The sequence below is a fragment of the Caulobacter zeae genome (assembly GCF_002858925.1).
Classification (GTDB): Bacteria; Pseudomonadota; Alphaproteobacteria; order Caulobacterales; family Caulobacteraceae; genus Caulobacter; species Caulobacter zeae.
Genome location: NZ_PJRS01000011.1, coordinates 34,372 through 48,593, shown reverse-complemented (window position 1 = coordinate 48,593; position 14,222 = coordinate 34,372). Strand labels below are relative to the sequence as shown.

The following is a 14,222-nucleotide window of genomic DNA, read 5'->3' as shown; positions in this document are numbered from 1 at the left end:
GACCCTTTGGGGTGCTGGATGGGGTTACCCCGAAAACGCCTCGAAATAGCGCCGGATCAGGGCGGTGTAGGCGCCGGCCAGCTGGCGGACCTCTTCCACCGGCACGCGTTCGTCGACCTGGTGCATGGTCGAGCCCACCAGGCCGAACTCGACCACCGGGCAGAGGGCGCGGATGAAGCGCGCGTCACTGGTGCCGCCGGTGGTCGACAGCTCGGGCACGCGACCGGTGGCGTCGCCCACGGCGCCGACGATGACGTCGGTGAAGGGGCCAGGCTCGGTCAGGAAGGCCTCGCCGCTGATCTTGCACAGGGCCTCGACACGGCCCGAGAAGCCCTCGGCGGCCTCGCGGCACTCGTGCTCGATCCAGGCGGCCAGATCCTTGCCCTTGTGGGCCGGGTTGAAGCGGATGTTGATGCGCGCCTTGGCGCTGGCGGGGATCACGTTGGTGGCCGGGTTGCCGACGTCGACCGTGGTCACCTCCAGGTTCGACGGCTGGAAGCCGGTGTAGCCGTCGTCGAGCACGCGGGCCTGCAGGCGCGAAAGGATGTCGACCATCACCGGGATCGGGTTGGCGGCGCGGTGCGGATAGGCCACGTGGCCCTGGCGGCCGTCGACGGCGATCCAGGCGTTGATGCTGCCGCGCCGGCCGATCTTGACCATGTCGCCCAGCAGGCTGGCGCTGGTCGGCTCGCCGACGATGCAGTGGTCGATGATCTCGCCCTCGGCGGCCAGGGCCTCGACGACCTTGACCGTGCCGTCCTCGGCCACGCCCTCCTCGTCGCCGGTGATCAGGAAGCTGATCGAGCCGGGGACTTCCTCGGTATGGGCCACGGCCGAGACGAAGGCGGCGATGGCCGACTTCATGTCGACCGCGCCACGGCCGTAGAGCACGCCGTCCTTGATCTCCGCCTCAAACGGCCCGGCGGTCCAGGCCGCGTCGTCGCCCACCGGCACCACGTCGGTGTGGCCGGCGAAGCAGAGGTTGGGCCGCGCGGTCCCGCGCCTGGCGTAGAGGTTCTCGATCTCGCCGAACTTCATGCGCCGGCAGGTGAAGCCCAAGCCTTCCAGCTGTCGTTGCAACACGTCCATCGCGCCCTCGTCGGCGGGGGTGACGGACGGGCGGCGGATCAGGGCCTGGGCGAGCTCGACGGGGTCGATGCTGACGGAAACGGGCGCGGGGCTGGTCATGTTGCAGGCTTTAGGCTTCCCATCGGCGGGACGCAAACCGCGCATAAACCTTCCTCCGAAAAGTCTTAGGGCCGACCATGCCAAAGATCGACATCGACCAGGCGCCCACCCGTCACGGCACGGCCTATCCCGCGCCCTTCGACCTGCCTTGCCGGGCGCGCAAGCGCTGGAAGCTGGGCGACGCGGTCGGCCTGACCCAGTTCGGGGTCAACCTGATGCGGCTTGAGCCGGGAACCTGGTCCAGCCAGCGCCACTGGCACACGGCGGAAGACGAGTTCGTCTGGGTGGTCGAGGGCGAAGTGATACTGGTCGAGGATGGGGGCGAGACGATCCTTCGGGCCGGCGACTGCGCGGGCTTCAAGGCCGGCGTGCCCAACGGCCACCAGATCCAGAACCGCTCGAACGCGCCGGCCGTGCTGCTGGAGATGGGCTCGCGCCGGCCCGACGAGGACGGCTGCGACTATCCGGACCTGGACCTCGTCATCCACCCGGGCGAGGAGACCTATCGCCACCGGGACGGGACGCCGTACGTGGCGGACAGCGGGCGCAAGCGGTAGGGGGCGAAGTTATCCACAGCCCCCCCCCCTTCCTTTTCGCCCGTCATTCTCGCCCTTGTGGCGGGAACCCCGCTCTCAACCGCAAGGGCGGATGGGGCGGATCGCCAGCGATCCGCTGGCGTCTCACGTGCGAGCGGAACCAGAGGTTCCCGCCACAAGGGCGGGAATGACGGGAGGTGGGGGGACGGGCGGCGTCTATCCCCGCGCATTCATGCTCCGACACCAACGAATTCAACACCCTACACGAAAACACACCTTTCTTATCCGACACCGTCAAACCGGCCTCATGCTGTTGTGCATGACCAGCGAAACCTCCCGCGCCTGGTGCGCGAAGATCCAGCAGCGGCTGATGGCGGCGATGGATGAGCTCTGGGCCGCGATGGAGGAGGGCCTCGACCGCGAGGCGTTCCGCAAGGCGTCCGAGAAGGTGCGGCTCTTGGGCCAGATGGCCGGCACGGTGCGCAAGATCGTCCAGGCCCTGCCGCCCGAGCGCGCGGCAAGGCCGGCGGGCGGCTGGCCGCTCCCGACGCTGGAGGCGGAAACCGCGTCGCCCCGGCCTGAACGCAAGATCGACGCCCTGAAGGGCGGGGCGCGCGGGAGGCTGTGAGCACGGACGCCTCGTCGCGATACCGCCGTTCACCGGCGCCCTTGCAAGCTCCGCAGGCGGAACCATATGTCGGGCACGGGCGCTGAATTTACAGCCCCGAAACGGACCAGAAACACGCCATGGCGGCCAAGGCCCTCATCGCTCTCGCCATCGTCGCGGCCATCGCCGTCGGCCTGCTGCTGCCCATCCCGGGCCGCTCCCACAAGGCCGAGGCGACCCAGTCGCAGATCGAGACCATCGACATCAAGGGCGGCTGAACGCCGCCCTGCGTGGTCCCCGCCCTTCGACAAGCTCAGGGTGAGGACCAAACCATAGGCCGCGCAGTCGAAATCCTCATCCTGAGCCTGTCGAAGGACGAGGATTTCGCTCCTCCTAAGGCCGCCCCTGCCGGGCCAGATCCTCCGTCCGCGCCGCGCAGCCCTTGAAGCTCGTTCCGTCCAGCCAGACTTCGGCCGCGTGGCTGAACACGCGGTCGGACATGCCGTCCGAGCACGGTTGCGGCGTCAGGCGGAAGACCAGGCGATGGCCCTCTGCGCCCGCCTCGCCGGGCTGTTCGGCGTCCCAGACCCCCTGCTCGCCGTCGATGCGCACGCCGGGATTGGACAGGCTGACCGCGCCGCCCTCCATGCGGTCCAGGGTGATCGCCCCCTCGCGCACCTTGCCGGCCCAGAAGGGCTCGGTTCCCACCAGGTCGAAGTCGCCGGCGTAGTCGGGGCCGGTCGCGACGTCGGCCGGCGCGTCGGCGGGGGCGGAAGCTGCGCCCTCGGCGGCGCCCAGCGGACCATCGCCGCATCCGGCCAGCAGCACGCAGGCGACGACGACGGCGGTGGATCGGATCATGCGGGCGCTATCCTCGAAGCGGCGGCTCAAGCTAATCTGCCAGGTACGATGAATCACAACGCCCGCCCCGTCTTCTATGAATTCTTCGCTGGCGGCGGCATGGCCCGCATAGGCCTCGGCGAAGGCTGGAATTGCGCCTTCGCCAACGATTTCGACCCGGTGAAGGCGCAGACCTACCGCGCCAACTTCGAAGGCGCCGACGATCACTTCCACACCGGCGACGTCTTCAAGCTGGAGGCGGCCGACCTGCCGGGGCGAGCGGACCTGGCCTGGGCCTCCAGCCCCTGCCAGGACTTCAGCCTGGCCGGCGCCCGGGCGGGCCTGCACGGCGGGCGCTCGTCGGCCTTCTTCGGCTTCTGGCGGCTGATCGAGGCGCTGGAGGACGAGGGCCGCGCCCCGACCACCATCGTCATCGAGAACGTGGTGGGCCTCCTGACCTCGCACCGCGGCGAGGACTTCACGGCCCTGTGCCAGGCCCTGGCCGACCAGGGCTATCGCTTCGGCGCGCTGGAGATCGACGCGGCCCATTTCACCCCGCAGTCGCGGCCGCGCGTCTTCGTGGTCGCCACCCGGGCCGAAACCAGCGGCCTGACCGGCCAGGGACCGTTCCACAGCCGCGCCGTGCGCGAGGCCGCCGCCCGGCTGCCCCAGGCCCTGAAGGATCGCTGGCTGTGGTGGGCCCTGCCCGCCCCGCCCGCCCGCAACACCGACCTGTCGACCGTGCTGGAGCCCGACGACGCCGTCGAATGGCGCAGCGACGAGGCCACGGCCGCCTTGCTGGAGCTGATGGCCCCGGCCCACCGCGCCTCGGTGGACGCCCGGATCGCTTCGGGGGAGCGCGCCGTCGGCGGCGTCTTCCGGCGCATGCGCGGCGGCGAACAACGGGCCGAGGTGCGCTTCGACGGTATTGCGGGCTGCCTGCGCACCCCGCGCGGCGGCTCCTCGCGCCAGACGCTGCTGGTGATCGACAAGGGGACCGTGCGCTCGCGCCTGGTCAGCCCGCGCGAAGGCGCCCGGCTGATGGGCCTGCCCGACAGCTACGCCCTGCCGAAAAGCGCCACGGCGGGCCTGCACGTGATCGGCGACGGCGTGGCCGCCCCGGCCGTGCGCTGGCTGGCGGAGCATCTGTTGACTCCGCTCGCTGCCAGGAAAACTGCGGCCCTGGCGGCCGAATAGGTCGCTGACAGCCCAATTCCCACGGCTTAAGGTGGAGATCACCTAGGGCCTGCTTTTCATCCCCGAGAGATCACCATGGACGACGCTTCCAGCCTGTACGACGCCGCGCGCTTCAAGCGCGCCGGCCGGGGCAAGATCTACGACTCCATCATCGACACCGTCGGCGACACCCCGCTGATCCGCCTGCCGCGCCTGTCGGCCGAGCTGAAGCCCAAGGGCGAGGTCGTGGCCAAGCTTGAGTTCTTCAACCCGCTGGCCTCGGTCAAGGACCGCATCGGCGTGGCCATGATCGAGTATCTCGAGGCCAAGGGCCTGCTGAAGCCGGGCGGTTCGATCGTCGAGCCGACCAGCGGCAACACCGGCATCGCCCTGGCCTTCGTGGCCGCCGCCAAGGGCTACAAGCTGACCCTGGTCATGCCGGAGAGCATGTCGATCGAGCGCCGCAAGATGCTGCTGCTGCTCGGCGCCAAGCTGGAGCTGACCCCGGCCGAGAAGGGCATGCGCGGCGCGGTGGCCCGCGCCCAGGAAATCGTCGACGCCACTCCCGGCGCGGTGATGCCCCAGCAGTTCGAGAATACCGCGAACCCCTTGATCCACCGCGTCTCGACCGCCGAAGAGATCTGGAACGACACCGCCGGCGCCGTTGACGCCGTGGTCTCGGGCGTGGGCACCGGCGGCACGATCAGCGGCGTCGGCCAGGTGCTGAAGGCTCGCAAGCCGGGCCTGAAGATGGTGGCCGTCGAGCCTGAAGCCAGCGCCGTGCTGTCGGGCGGCCAGCCGGGTCCGCACAAGATCCAGGGCATCGGCGCGGGCTTCGTGCCCGGCATCCTGGATCGCGGCGTCATCGACGACATCGTCCAGGTCAGCAACGACGACGCCTTCGCCATGGCCCGCCGCGCGGCGTCCACCGAAGGCCTGCCGGTGGGCATCAGCTCGGGCGCGGCCCTGACCGCCGCCTTCGACCTGGCCCTGCGCGACGAATACGCCGGCAAGCTGATCGTGGCGATCATCCCCAGCTTCGCCGAACGCTACCTGTCGACGGCCCTGTTCGAGGGGCTGTAAGGCGCTTGCCTCCGCCTCCGCTCCCCAGGGCCGTCATCCCGGCCGGAGCGCAGCGGAGAGCCGGGACCCAGGGGCGACCGCACCGCGCCGGCCCCTGGGTCCCGGATAAGCGCTTCGCGCTTTCCGGGATGACGAAGGATGTGGGCGAGGCGCTGTCTCGCCTCTCCCCCGCGCCCGCGCCATGACCACCGACGTCTTCGACCCCGCCAAGCGCTCGGCCGTGATGGCCAGGGTCAAGAGCACCGGCACCACGCCGGAAAAGACCCTGCGGCGACTGCTCACCGGCCTGGGCGCGCGCTACCGCCTGCACCGCAAGGACCTGCCCGGCTCGCCCGACCTGGTGATGCCGGGGCGAAGGCTGGTGTTCTTCGTCCACGGCTGCTTCTGGCACGGCCACGACTGCGCGCGCGGATCGCGCGTGCCCAAGGCCAACCGCGACTACTGGCTGGCCAAGGTGGCCCGCAACAAGGCCCGCGACGCGCGCAACGGAGCGGCGCTGACCCAGGCCGGCTGGCGGGTCGAGACGATCTGGGAATGCCAGATGAAGGACGAGGCGGCGCTGGTGGAGCGGCTCAAGGAAAACCTCTCACACGGGAGAGGTTTTTCAGGGACGGGAGAGGACCTCTAGGCCGCCGCCGTGCGCGCAGGCGGGCCCGACAGCAGCTCGACCAGGGCCGCGTGCAGCTGGGCTGGATCGATGGGCTTGGCGACGTGGGCGTCCATGCCGGCGGCGCGGCAGGCGTCCCAGTCCTTGGAGGTCGAGGAGGCGGTCACCGCGATCACCGGGACCTCGCGATTGGGGCCAGGCTCGCCGCGCAGGACGCGGGTGGTCTCACGACCGCCCAGGCCCGGCATGTAGACGTCCATCAACACCACGTCGAAGCCGCCGGCGGCGAGCAGCTCCAGGGCCCGCTCGCCGGACTCGGCCAGCACCGGCGCGACGCCGAAGGTCTGCAAGACCAGCTCGACGGCCCGGCGGTTGACCACGTGGTCGTCGACCACCAGCACCCGCGCTCCGGCGATCGAGGCGGCGCTGGCCTGGGCCGGCGGGGCCTGGGCCTCGTCGACCCGCACGGTCAGGCGCAGGGTCGCGCCCTTGCCCAAGCCCTCGCTGGCCACGGTGATGTCGCCGCCCATCAGCCGGGCGAGCTCGCGACTGATCACCAGGCCGAGGCCCGAACCGCCGTGCCGGCGCACGACCTCGGCGGTCAGCTGGTCGAAGGGCGTGAACAGGCGCGGCAGGGCCTCGGGCTCGATGCCCCGGCCGGTGTCGGCGATGACGATCTCCAGCGTCCAGCCCTCGCCCTGGCGATGGGCGGCCAGCGAGACGACGATCTCGCCGCGCTCGGTGAACTTGATGGCGTTGGACAAAAGGTTGTTGAGCACCTGGCGCAGGCGCAGGGCGTCGCCGGCCACCCAGCGCGGCAGGCCAGCGGCCCCCTCGATGCGCAGGCGCAGGCCCTTCTTCTGCACCTCGGGCCGCCACAGGCGCAGGGTGTCGGCCAGGGCCTGGCGCAGGTCGTAGGGCGCGCGCTCGACCGCCATGCGGCCGGCCTCCAGCCGCGAGAAGTCCAGCAGGTCGTTGAGCAGGGTGCGCATCATGCCGCCGGCGTCGGCGATCAGCTGGGCGTGGGTCTTGGCGCTGGCCTCGGGGACCTCGCTGTGCAACCGGGCCGCGCCGGCCAGGATGGCGCTGATCGGGGTGCGCAGCTCGTGGCTGATCATGGCCACGAAGGCGCTCTTGGCGGCCACGGCCTCCTCGGCCTCGTGGCGCCGACGCTCGGCCTCGGCCTTGGCGGCCTCCTCGGCCCTCAGGGCAGCCTCCAGGGTGCGGGCGGCCACGGCCACCGAGAAGATCAGCAGCAGCACCCCGAACCACAGGGCGTTGGCCAGCGGGGCCTCGGGATTGGCCGCCCGGCCGATGAACGGCGCGATCAGCAGGTAGACGACGTGAGGGATCGCCGCCGCCAGGGTCGCCGACCGCAGGCTGACATTGACGACGATGACGTTGAGCAGCGCCCCCGCCAGCAGCATGCCGCCCAGGGTGGGGGCGAAGCGCTGGTGCGAGGCGAACAGCGGCAGGGCAAGGGCCCCGAAGATGATCGAGGTGACGGCCGGCATGATCGCCAGCGACCAGGCCCGCCAGCCGGTCAGGAACCGCTCGGGCGCGGCCTTCAGCTTGCGGAACAGCCACAGCTCGAAGACCTGGGCCGCGGTATAGACCGCCGCCCAGGCCCAGACCCACTTCATGCCGATGAAGACATGCAGGATGGCGGCGATCGAGAAGGTGGCGACCAGGCGCAGATAGACATTGCCCCGCCGCGCCGCGGCGGCGTGGACGATCGCGACCTGGCGATCCTTCGCGTTGATGGCCCTTCCGCGCATAGCGCAGCCCCCGCTGGCCTCGAAACCCTGGAATTTCCCACCCGCACTATGGGCGGCAGACGCTAAAAGGGCGTGAAAGAACGCCATTCTCTCAATGGCACGCCGGATCGGGGCTTGGCGAGGGCGGTAAGGGGCTGCCGGGCGATTGGTCGCACCCCGCCGGGGAAACGATCAGGCGGGGGCGCCGAGCAGGCGGTCGAGGTCCTCGGGCGACAGGCCCTCGATCTCCAGCCGCTTGAGGCGGGCCGTCGCTCCCGCGGCCACGCGCACGGCCGAGCGCGACAGGCCAAGGCGCTTGGCCATCAGGGCGACGAGGGCGGCGTTGGCCTCGCCCTCGACCGGCGGGGCGCTGACCCGCACCTTCAGATAGGGCCGGCCGTCGGCGTCGGCCGCCCAGCCGTCGACGGCGTCGCGCCCGCCGCGCGGGGTCAGGCGCACGGCCAGGACGGCGCAGGGCATGCGGGCGAGGCTCAGCCGAGGATGTTCAGCATCGTCCGGTGCAGCGGATCGAGCAGGAAGCTCTGCACGCCGACGATGATCAGGATCAGCACGATCGGGGTGATGTCGACGCCGCCCAGCGGCGGGATCACCCGGCGCAGCGGGGCCAGCAGCGGACGGGTCACCGCGTCGAGGAAGCGGCTGATCGAATAGACCGCCTGGTTGCGCAGGTTGATGACGTCGAAGGCCACCAGCCAGCTGATGATGGCGCTGATGATCACCGCCCACTTGAGCAGCTCCAGAAGCGAGCCGAGGATGAAGAAGACGAAGTTGATCAACGGGGCCATGTGGGTTCCAGGCTAGAGCGTGGCAGTCGAATGTATGGGCGCTTTGCGCCGCCCGCCATGCTCCGGATGTCGGATTTGAAGCCGCCGGTCCGGTTTCGACGAACCGTCGGGACCAGGCGGGCTCCAGCTCCCCGCTTCTTGCCCGCCCCCGCCCGCCCTGGCAAGGCCGCGCTGTTTTCGCCAGGGCCCGCAACTGCCGCTTGACGGACGCCCCAGGCCACCGTATCTCCGCGCTTCCTTGGGGCCGTAGCTCAGATGGTAGAGCGCCTCGTTCGCAATGAGGAGGTCAGGGGTTCGATTCCCCTCGGCTCCACCAATCCCTTCGCGGATTGGATTGCTCCAAGACAATCAATGACTTTGGCGGCCGCCCCGGACGGGCGGCGAGTTTGCTCGGCTCAAGCTCTACGGCGGCCGGCCGGGTCGGGCAGGTGGGCCGCCAGGCGGGCGCGCAGGGCGGTCTGTTCGGGGGCGGCGAGCTGGTCGAGAGGCACGGCGAACCAGGCCGTCTTGCTGATCGAGATCGCCAGCGCCCCATGGACGGCCTTGTAGCCGCGGACCTCGGCCCATCTCAGGCGCGTCGTGGACTTCGGCGCGACCAGAACCAAGCCGTCCTGGTCAAGCTCGAAGACGGTCGGGCCTTAGAAACCGGGGTTCTGGCGGAACATGGTCCGCGCCAGCATCGGGACCAGCAGGTAGCGAAAGCCCAGCAATCCCAGCCCGCCGAAGACCACGCCCATCACCAGATGCGACACAGCCTAGGCGCGGACGGCCTCGGGCGCCCCCAGTCGAGCGTCCCGGCCTGCATAAGGGACATGCCGCCTGCGAACGTCACCGCCATGAAGATCGCCAGCAGCACGAAGTTCTGGGCGGCCAGCATGCCGGCGCCGACCGAGGCCTCGGTGGGCGTGAAGCGGATGCTCAGCATGTCTGGTGGGGCGATCATCGGGCCAGTGGAGCGGGAAGAGGCCCTTCCCGCTCCGTCGCCGCCCTCACGCCGTCGGGCGCGGGCTCGACAGGCTGGTGTAGAGGTCCGGACGGCGGTCGCGGAAGAAGCCCCAGGCGGCGCGGTGCGTCGTCAGGTAGTCGAGGTCGAAGGTCCCGGTGACGAGGCCTTCGTCGCTGGTTCCCAGTTCGCTGACCAGGTCGCCACGATGGTCGGCGACGAAGGACGAGCCGTAGAAGGTCTGGCCGCCGGTGGGATAGTTCTCCCACGGCTCGAAACCGATGCGGTTGGCGCCGATCACCGGGATCACGTTGCTGACCGCGTGGCCCTGCATCGCCCGCTGCCACGGCTTGGTGGTGATCAGGGTCGGGTCATGCGGCTCGCTGCCGATGGCGGTGGGGTAGAACAGGGCCTCGGCGCCCATCAGGGCCATGGCGCGGGCGGCTTCGGGGTACCACTGGTCCCAGCAGATGCCGACGCCGATGCGGCCGAAACGCGTGTCCCAGACCTTGAAGCCGGTGTCGCCCGGACGGAAGTAGTACTTCTCCTGGTAGCCGGGGCCGTCGGGGATGTGGCTCTTGCGGTAGAGGCCCAGCATCGAGCCGTCGGCGTCGGCCATCACCAGGCTGTTGAAGTAGTGCGGGCCCTCGCGCTCGAAGATCGAGATCGGGATGACCACGCCCAGCTCGCCGGCCAGGGGGGCGATGGCCTTGACCACCGGGTGCTCGCGCCACGGATGCGCTTGCGCAAACCACCGCTCTTCCTGGGTGACGCAGAAATACGGCCCCTGGAACAGCTCGGACGGCAGGATCACCTGCGCGCCGCCGGCGGCGGCCTCGCGGATGAAGGCTTCCGTCTTCTTGATGTTGGCCTCGAGGTCGAGGCCGTAGGAGGTCTGGATGGCGGCGACGCTGAGCGTGCGGGTCATGTCGACTTACTCCCCGGGTTCTTGCTGGCTGATGCAGTGGAACGAGCCACCGCCAGTGAGGATCGCGGTCGAGGGCAGGCCGATGACCTGGCGCTCGGGGAACAGCCCCTTGATCACCTCGACGGCGAAGGCGCCCGACTCCTCGGCGTAGATCGGGACAATCACGGCCTCGTTGGCGATCAGGAAGTTCATGTGCGAGGCCGGGATCGGCTCGCCGTCCTCGTCGAGGATGCGGCCCGGCGAAGGCACGCGCACGACCTGAAGCGGCGAGCCGCGGCTGTCGGTCATGGCGCCCAGCAGGCGGGCGGTCTCGGCATAGATCTCGGCGTTGGGGTCGTCCGCGCCGAAGGCCATCGGGCAGGCCACGACGCCCGGGGCGACGAAGCGGGCCAGGTTGTCGACGTGGCCGTCGGTGTGGTCGTTGAGCAGACCATCGCCCAGCCACAGCACCTTCTTGATCCCCATCGAGGCGGCGAAGGCGGCGGTGATGGCGGCCTCGTCCATGCCCGGGTTGCGGTTGTCGTTCAGCACGCACTGGCGGGTGGTCAGCACCGTGCCCAGGCCGTCGTGGTCGAGCGAGCCGCCTTCGAGCACGAAGTCGTTGCGAACCAGCGCCACGCCCGAGGCCGCGGCGATCTGCTCGGCGACGATCTCGTCGCCCTCCAGCTCGTACTTGCCGCCCCAGCCGTTGAACTTGAAGCCGGCGGCCGACGGGCCCTGGGCGGTCTCGGTGAAGATCGGGCCGGTGTCGCGCAGCCAGATGTCGCCGAACTGGCCGCGGACGATCTCGACGCTGGTGTCGGACAGCAGGGCGCGGGCGGCGGCCTCAGCCTCGTCGCCGACGACCATCAGGCGCACGCGCTCGCCGCCAGGACCGGCCAGCGCCCGGGCGAGGTCGGCGACCTCCTGCTGGGCCTGCTCGAGATCTTCCTTCCAATGTTCGCCATGGCTCGGGAAGCCCAGCCACATGGCGCGGTGCGGAGCCCACTCGGCGGGAACGGTGAGGGTCATTTTCGAAACCTGGTCAAAACGAGGGGCGCAGATGGCCCCGGATGGCCCGGGGGTCAAGCGCGCCTTCTAGCAAATTGCTGCGACAAAAGAAAAAGGGCGGCTCCGAAGAGCCGCCCTTCCCGTGCATCCGGAGGGGATGCGCAGGTCTTAGAACTCCGTGCGCAGGGTGAACTGCACGGTGCGCGGAGCGCCGATGTAGTAGGTCGGAGCGCCGACGCCCGTGACGCCGGTGACCGGCAGGGCGTTGGTGCGCGAGCTGATCGAACCGAAGTAGGTCTCGTCGAACAGGTTGGTGACGTTCAGTTGCGCGTAGGTGCGCTCGGCGAACGGCAGTTCGTAACGCACGTCGAGATCCCACACGGTGTAGTGCGGAGCGACTTCGTCGTTCACGTCGGTCGAGTAGCGGTCGCCGGTGAACTTGCCCTGCACGCCGAAGTGCAGCTTCTCGGTGATGTCCCAGTCCAGACGACCACCGAAGGTGTGCGTCGGGGTTTCGACGATCTGCTTGCCCTTCAGCGGCAGGATGTTGCCGGCGGCGGCGCCGTTGACCAGGTCCGACTGGATCTCGCTGTTGTTGTACGAGTACGACGCCGTGACGGTCAGGTAGTCGGCCAGGCGCCAGGCGGCTTGGGTGTCCAGGCCGAAGGCGTCGACGTCGCCGACGTTGCGGTCGATGCTGATGCCCAGGTCCGGATCGTACGACTGCACGATGCGGTTCTTGTACTTCGTGCTCCACGCCGCGACGGTGGCCAGCAGCTGGCCCGAGGCGTAGCGGTAGCCGACGTCGAAGGTGCGGGTGGTTTCCGGCTGGGTGTCGGCCGGAGCGCCCTTACCGTTGACCAGGGTCGCGGTGTAGAGGTTGTCGGTCCGCGGCGACGAGAAGCCCTCGGCGTAGCTGGTGTAGACCGAGTGGCCCGGCGCGATCTGGTAGGTCAGGCCGGCGTTCGGCAGGACCTTGTCGTACTTCACGGTGGCGGCCCACGGCGCGATGTACTTCGTGGCCGAGGTGCCGAAGGTGACCGAACCGTCAGCGGCGGCGGCATTCGGGGTCTGCGTGGTGCAGATCACGTTGAAGCCGGTGACGACGCCCGGGAGGGTCGAGGCGTTGGTCGTGTAGCAGAACTGGTTCAGTTCACGCTTGAAGAACGGGGCGCGCAGGCCGGCGTTCACGACCAGGCGGTTGTCGTAGAACTTGCCGACGTATTCAGCCGCGACCTGGTTCAGCTGGGCGATCGAGAAACGGTCGCGGTTGCGCAGGATGCTGCCGTCGGCCGTGGCGACGGTCTTGCCGTGGCCTTCCTTGCCGCCGAACACGTTGGTCGTGGTGCCATCCGGGTTCAGGTAGGTGAATTCACCCGTCTGACGGTGACGGCCGTAGTCGCCGGTGTAGGCCACGCGGATGCGGTTCTGGGGGTTGATGTCCCAGATCAGCGAGGTGGTCAGGCTGTAGCGGCGGGTGTTGGTGACCGACGGCGCGAAGAACGCGACGGTGTCGGTGGTGTCGCCGTCGCCGTTCAGGTCGAAGCCGGTGATCGAGCCGAAGCGGGTGCCGCGGACGCGACCGTCGGTCTCGCTGATCGTGCCCAGCTGCGAGCCGCCGTCGGCCAGGGTGTAGGAGAACGACGGGTCGACGGTCAGGCGCAGGTTGTCGGCGACGTGGAACAGGCCGGCGCCGCGGATGCTGCCGGTGTTCGACGGGTTGACCTGGCGACCGTAGAAGTTGGCGCAGTTGCCGGCGCTGATGGCCGGGCAGGTCGCGTCGAAGTCGTAGTCCTTGCCGAAGTTACGGAAGTCCGACAGCGTCAGGGCGCGGATGTTGTTGTTGCGGTTGATGTTGTAGTTGGCGGCCAGGCTGACGAAGTCGCCGTTGTCGCCGATCGGCTGGTAGAGGCGAGCGTTGAACTGCTTCTTCTCCAGTTCGCCCGGGCCCTTGAACTTGTCGTACTTCTGGTAGCTGCCGGCGACGAAGACGCGGGTGCCGAGCGGGCCGACTTCGCCGCTTTCCAGCATCAGGAAGCCGCGGTGATAGTTGTTCGAGCCGAACGAAGCGGTGGCGATGCCGCCGGCTTCAGTGCCCGGAAGACGGGTGGTGTAGTTGATCGTGCCGCCGGTGGCCGAAGCGGTCGGGCTGTCGACGTCGGTGGCGCCCAGGTTGACGCTGGCGCGGCTGATCAGCTCGGGGTCCAGCATCTGGTTGGGGTACACGGCGTAGTTGCCGGTGTCGTTCAGCGGAACGCCGTCGAAGGTGACCGAGACGCGGTTACCGTCGAAGCCGCGCAGGCGCAGGTTGCCGCCCGACGAGCCGTACGGGTCGTTGTTGGTGAAGCTGACGCCCGGAAGCTGGTTCAGCGACTGGAAGATGTTCTGGCCGGTGGCCTGGTTCTGCAGGTACGCGCCGTCGATCGTGGCGCGCGACTTCGGCAGGGTTTCTTGGACCTGGCCGGCGATGGCCCGAGCGCGGGCGGCGGTGACGACAACCTGGTCGACTTCCGACGAACCGGTCGACTGGGCGAAAGCGGCGGTAGCCGCCAGCAGGCTGCCGACCAGCGCGGTCGACGCCAGGCAGGCGATTTTTTTCGTGTTCATATCGAAGGATCCCCTCATTCTTTGACGCGAGCCCTAAAGGTGAGCATCAATCCGCATCGTTCCGGGGGTTTAGCGAAACATTTCGAAGGTTTGGTGACGGAAACGCCACGATCGCCCAGAAACTGCCACAACGACGGTTGTTTGCGGAACGATT

At 69.3% G+C, this 14,222-nt stretch carries 16 protein-coding genes, 1 tRNA gene and 2 pseudogenes; 9 read left to right on the top strand and 10 right to left on the bottom strand.

Annotated elements, in window-relative coordinates:
* Nucleotides 1-24: 24 nt before the first annotated feature.
* Nucleotides 25-1,188, bottom strand: a complete 1,164-nt coding sequence (dapE, locus tag SGCZBJ_RS04965; protein ID WP_101716920.1) for a succinyl-diaminopimelate desuccinylase — start codon at nt 1,186-1,188, stop codon at nt 25-27.
* Between the two features lie 77 nt (nt 1,189-1,265).
* On the opposite strand from dapE, the gene SGCZBJ_RS04960 reads away from it, so the two are divergent.
* The 4 genes and pseudogenes from SGCZBJ_RS04960 to SGCZBJ_RS26465 form a co-directional block, all read left to right on the top strand.
* Nucleotides 1,266-1,745: a cupin domain-containing protein gene (locus SGCZBJ_RS04960; RefSeq protein ID WP_101716919.1), complete on the top strand. Its 480-nt coding sequence runs from the start codon at nt 1,266-1,268 to the stop codon at nt 1,743-1,745.
* 298 nt (nt 1,746-2,043) lie between these two features.
* Nucleotides 2,044-2,352, top strand: a complete 309-nt coding sequence (locus SGCZBJ_RS04955) for a hypothetical protein (protein ID WP_133149192.1) — start codon at nt 2,044-2,046, stop codon at nt 2,350-2,352.
* A gap of 119 nt (nt 2,353-2,471) precedes the next feature.
* Nucleotides 2,472-2,609: a hypothetical protein gene (locus SGCZBJ_RS25575; RefSeq protein WP_162839360.1), complete on the top strand. Its 138-nt coding sequence runs from the start codon at nt 2,472-2,474 to the stop codon at nt 2,607-2,609.
* Nucleotides 2,610-2,619: 10 nt separating this feature from the next.
* Nucleotides 2,620-2,717 (top strand): annotated as a pseudogene (locus SGCZBJ_RS26465) (hypothetical protein); the annotation flags it as partial.
* A 7-nt stretch (nt 2,718-2,724) separates the two neighbouring features.
* Here SGCZBJ_RS26465 and SGCZBJ_RS04950 read toward each other — a convergent pair.
* Nucleotides 2,725-3,192, bottom strand: coding sequence for a COG3650 family protein (locus tag SGCZBJ_RS04950; RefSeq protein WP_165799247.1), 468 nt, complete (start codon nt 3,190-3,192; stop codon nt 2,725-2,727).
* A 48-nt stretch (nt 3,193-3,240) separates the two neighbouring features.
* Between SGCZBJ_RS04950 and SGCZBJ_RS04945 the strand changes: the two genes are divergently transcribed.
* The 4 genes and pseudogenes from SGCZBJ_RS04945 to SGCZBJ_RS04935 all read left to right on the top strand — a co-directional run bounded on the left by SGCZBJ_RS04945 (nt 3,241) and on the right by SGCZBJ_RS04935 (nt 6,058).
* Nucleotides 3,241-4,368: a DNA cytosine methyltransferase gene (locus tag SGCZBJ_RS04945; RefSeq protein WP_101716917.1), complete on the top strand. Its 1,128-nt coding sequence runs from the start codon at nt 3,241-3,243 to the stop codon at nt 4,366-4,368.
* Between the two features lie 75 nt (nt 4,369-4,443).
* Nucleotides 4,444-5,430, top strand: coding sequence for a cysteine synthase A (gene cysK / locus SGCZBJ_RS04940; RefSeq protein WP_101716916.1), 987 nt, complete (start codon nt 4,444-4,446; stop codon nt 5,428-5,430).
* Nucleotides 5,431-5,464: 34 nt separating this feature from the next.
* Nucleotides 5,465-5,536: pseudogene (locus SGCZBJ_RS26005) on the top strand (hypothetical protein); the annotation flags it as partial.
* Between the two features lie 75 nt (nt 5,537-5,611).
* Nucleotides 5,612-6,058, top strand: coding sequence for a very short patch repair endonuclease (locus SGCZBJ_RS04935; RefSeq protein WP_101716915.1), 447 nt, complete (start codon nt 5,612-5,614; stop codon nt 6,056-6,058).
* On the opposite strand, the gene SGCZBJ_RS04930 is transcribed toward SGCZBJ_RS04935, so the two are convergent.
* The 3 genes from SGCZBJ_RS04930 to SGCZBJ_RS04920 all read right to left on the bottom strand — a co-directional run bounded on the left by SGCZBJ_RS04930 (nt 6,055) and on the right by SGCZBJ_RS04920 (nt 8,600).
* The gene (locus SGCZBJ_RS04930) at nt 6,055-7,815 is read right to left on the bottom strand and encodes an ATP-binding protein (protein WP_101716914.1); all 1,761 of its coding nucleotides are present in this window, start codon (nt 7,813-7,815) and stop codon (nt 6,055-6,057) included. The two genes, SGCZBJ_RS04935 and SGCZBJ_RS04930, sit on opposite strands and share 4 nt — an antisense overlap.
* Before the next feature lie 171 nt (nt 7,816-7,986).
* Nucleotides 7,987-8,274, bottom strand: a complete 288-nt coding sequence (locus SGCZBJ_RS04925; protein ID WP_101716913.1) for a DUF167 family protein — start codon at nt 8,272-8,274, stop codon at nt 7,987-7,989.
* 11 nt (nt 8,275-8,285) lie between these two features.
* Entirely contained in the window at nt 8,286-8,600 is a 315-nt protein-coding gene (locus SGCZBJ_RS04920) for a YggT family protein (RefSeq protein ID WP_101716912.1), read from the bottom strand.
* Between the two features lie 240 nt (nt 8,601-8,840).
* Between SGCZBJ_RS04920 and SGCZBJ_RS04915 the strand changes: the two genes are divergently transcribed.
* Nucleotides 8,841-8,916: transfer RNA gene (locus tag SGCZBJ_RS04915), tRNA-Ala, on the top strand.
* 79 nt (nt 8,917-8,995) lie between these two features.
* On the opposite strand, the gene SGCZBJ_RS04910 is transcribed toward SGCZBJ_RS04915, so the two are convergent.
* The 5 genes from SGCZBJ_RS04910 to SGCZBJ_RS04890 form a co-directional block, all read right to left on the bottom strand.
* The gene (locus SGCZBJ_RS04910; RefSeq protein ID WP_101716911.1) at nt 8,996-9,205 is read right to left on the bottom strand and encodes a hypothetical protein; all 210 of its coding nucleotides are present in this window, start codon (nt 9,203-9,205) and stop codon (nt 8,996-8,998) included.
* Nucleotides 9,206-9,336: 131 nt separating this feature from the next.
* Nucleotides 9,337-9,525 carry a hypothetical protein gene (locus SGCZBJ_RS04905; RefSeq protein WP_133149191.1) on the bottom strand — a complete coding sequence of 63 codons (189 nt, stop codon included), beginning with the start codon at nt 9,523-9,525 and terminating at the stop codon, nt 9,337-9,339.
* A 64-nt stretch (nt 9,526-9,589) separates the two neighbouring features.
* Nucleotides 9,590-10,471, bottom strand: coding sequence for an N-carbamoylputrescine amidase (aguB, locus tag SGCZBJ_RS04900; protein ID WP_101716909.1), 882 nt, complete (start codon nt 10,469-10,471; stop codon nt 9,590-9,592).
* Between the two features lie 6 nt (nt 10,472-10,477).
* Nucleotides 10,478-11,482, bottom strand: coding sequence for an agmatine deiminase family protein (locus SGCZBJ_RS04895; protein WP_101716908.1), 1,005 nt, complete (start codon nt 11,480-11,482; stop codon nt 10,478-10,480).
* 147 nt (nt 11,483-11,629) lie between these two features.
* The gene (locus tag SGCZBJ_RS04890) at nt 11,630-14,068 is read right to left on the bottom strand and encodes a TonB-dependent receptor (protein WP_101716907.1); all 2,439 of its coding nucleotides are present in this window, start codon (nt 14,066-14,068) and stop codon (nt 11,630-11,632) included.
* Between the last annotated feature and the right edge of the window lie 154 nt (nt 14,069-14,222).

Coding starts and splice junctions, on each gene's coding strand:
- SGCZBJ_RS04925 (WP_101716913.1), bottom strand. CDS start 8,274: ATGCCCTGCGCCGTCCTGGCCGTGCGCCTGACCCCGCGCGGCGGGCGC.
- SGCZBJ_RS04935 (WP_101716915.1), top strand. CDS start 5,612: ATGACCACCGACGTCTTCGACCCCGCCAAGCGCTCGGCCGTGATGGCC.
- SGCZBJ_RS04945 (WP_101716917.1), top strand. CDS start 3,241: ATGAATCACAACGCCCGCCCCGTCTTCTATGAATTCTTCGCTGGCGGC.
- SGCZBJ_RS04930 (WP_101716914.1), bottom strand. CDS start 7,815: ATGCGCGGAAGGGCCATCAACGCGAAGGATCGCCAGGTCGCGATCGTC.
- dapE (WP_101716920.1), bottom strand. CDS start 1,188: ATGACCAGCCCCGCGCCCGTTTCCGTCAGCATCGACCCCGTCGAGCTC.
- cysK (WP_101716916.1), top strand. CDS start 4,444: ATGGACGACGCTTCCAGCCTGTACGACGCCGCGCGCTTCAAGCGCGCC.
- aguB (WP_101716909.1), bottom strand. CDS start 10,471: ATGACCCGCACGCTCAGCGTCGCCGCCATCCAGACCTCCTACGGCCTC.
- SGCZBJ_RS04890 (WP_101716907.1), bottom strand. CDS start 14,068: ATGAACACGAAAAAAATCGCCTGCCTGGCGTCGACCGCGCTGGTCGGC.
- SGCZBJ_RS04960 (WP_101716919.1), top strand. CDS start 1,266: ATGCCAAAGATCGACATCGACCAGGCGCCCACCCGTCACGGCACGGCC.
- SGCZBJ_RS04955 (WP_133149192.1), top strand. CDS start 2,044: ATGACCAGCGAAACCTCCCGCGCCTGGTGCGCGAAGATCCAGCAGCGG.
- SGCZBJ_RS04950 (WP_165799247.1), bottom strand. CDS start 3,192: ATGATCCGATCCACCGCCGTCGTCGTCGCCTGCGTGCTGCTGGCCGGA.
- SGCZBJ_RS25575 (WP_162839360.1), top strand. CDS start 2,472: ATGGCGGCCAAGGCCCTCATCGCTCTCGCCATCGTCGCGGCCATCGCC.
- SGCZBJ_RS04920 (WP_101716912.1), bottom strand. CDS start 8,600: ATGGCCCCGTTGATCAACTTCGTCTTCTTCATCCTCGGCTCGCTTCTG.
- SGCZBJ_RS04905 (WP_133149191.1), bottom strand. CDS start 9,525: ATGCTGAGCATCCGCTTCACGCCCACCGAGGCCTCGGTCGGCGCCGGC.
- SGCZBJ_RS04895 (WP_101716908.1), bottom strand. CDS start 11,482: ATGACCCTCACCGTTCCCGCCGAGTGGGCTCCGCACCGCGCCATGTGG.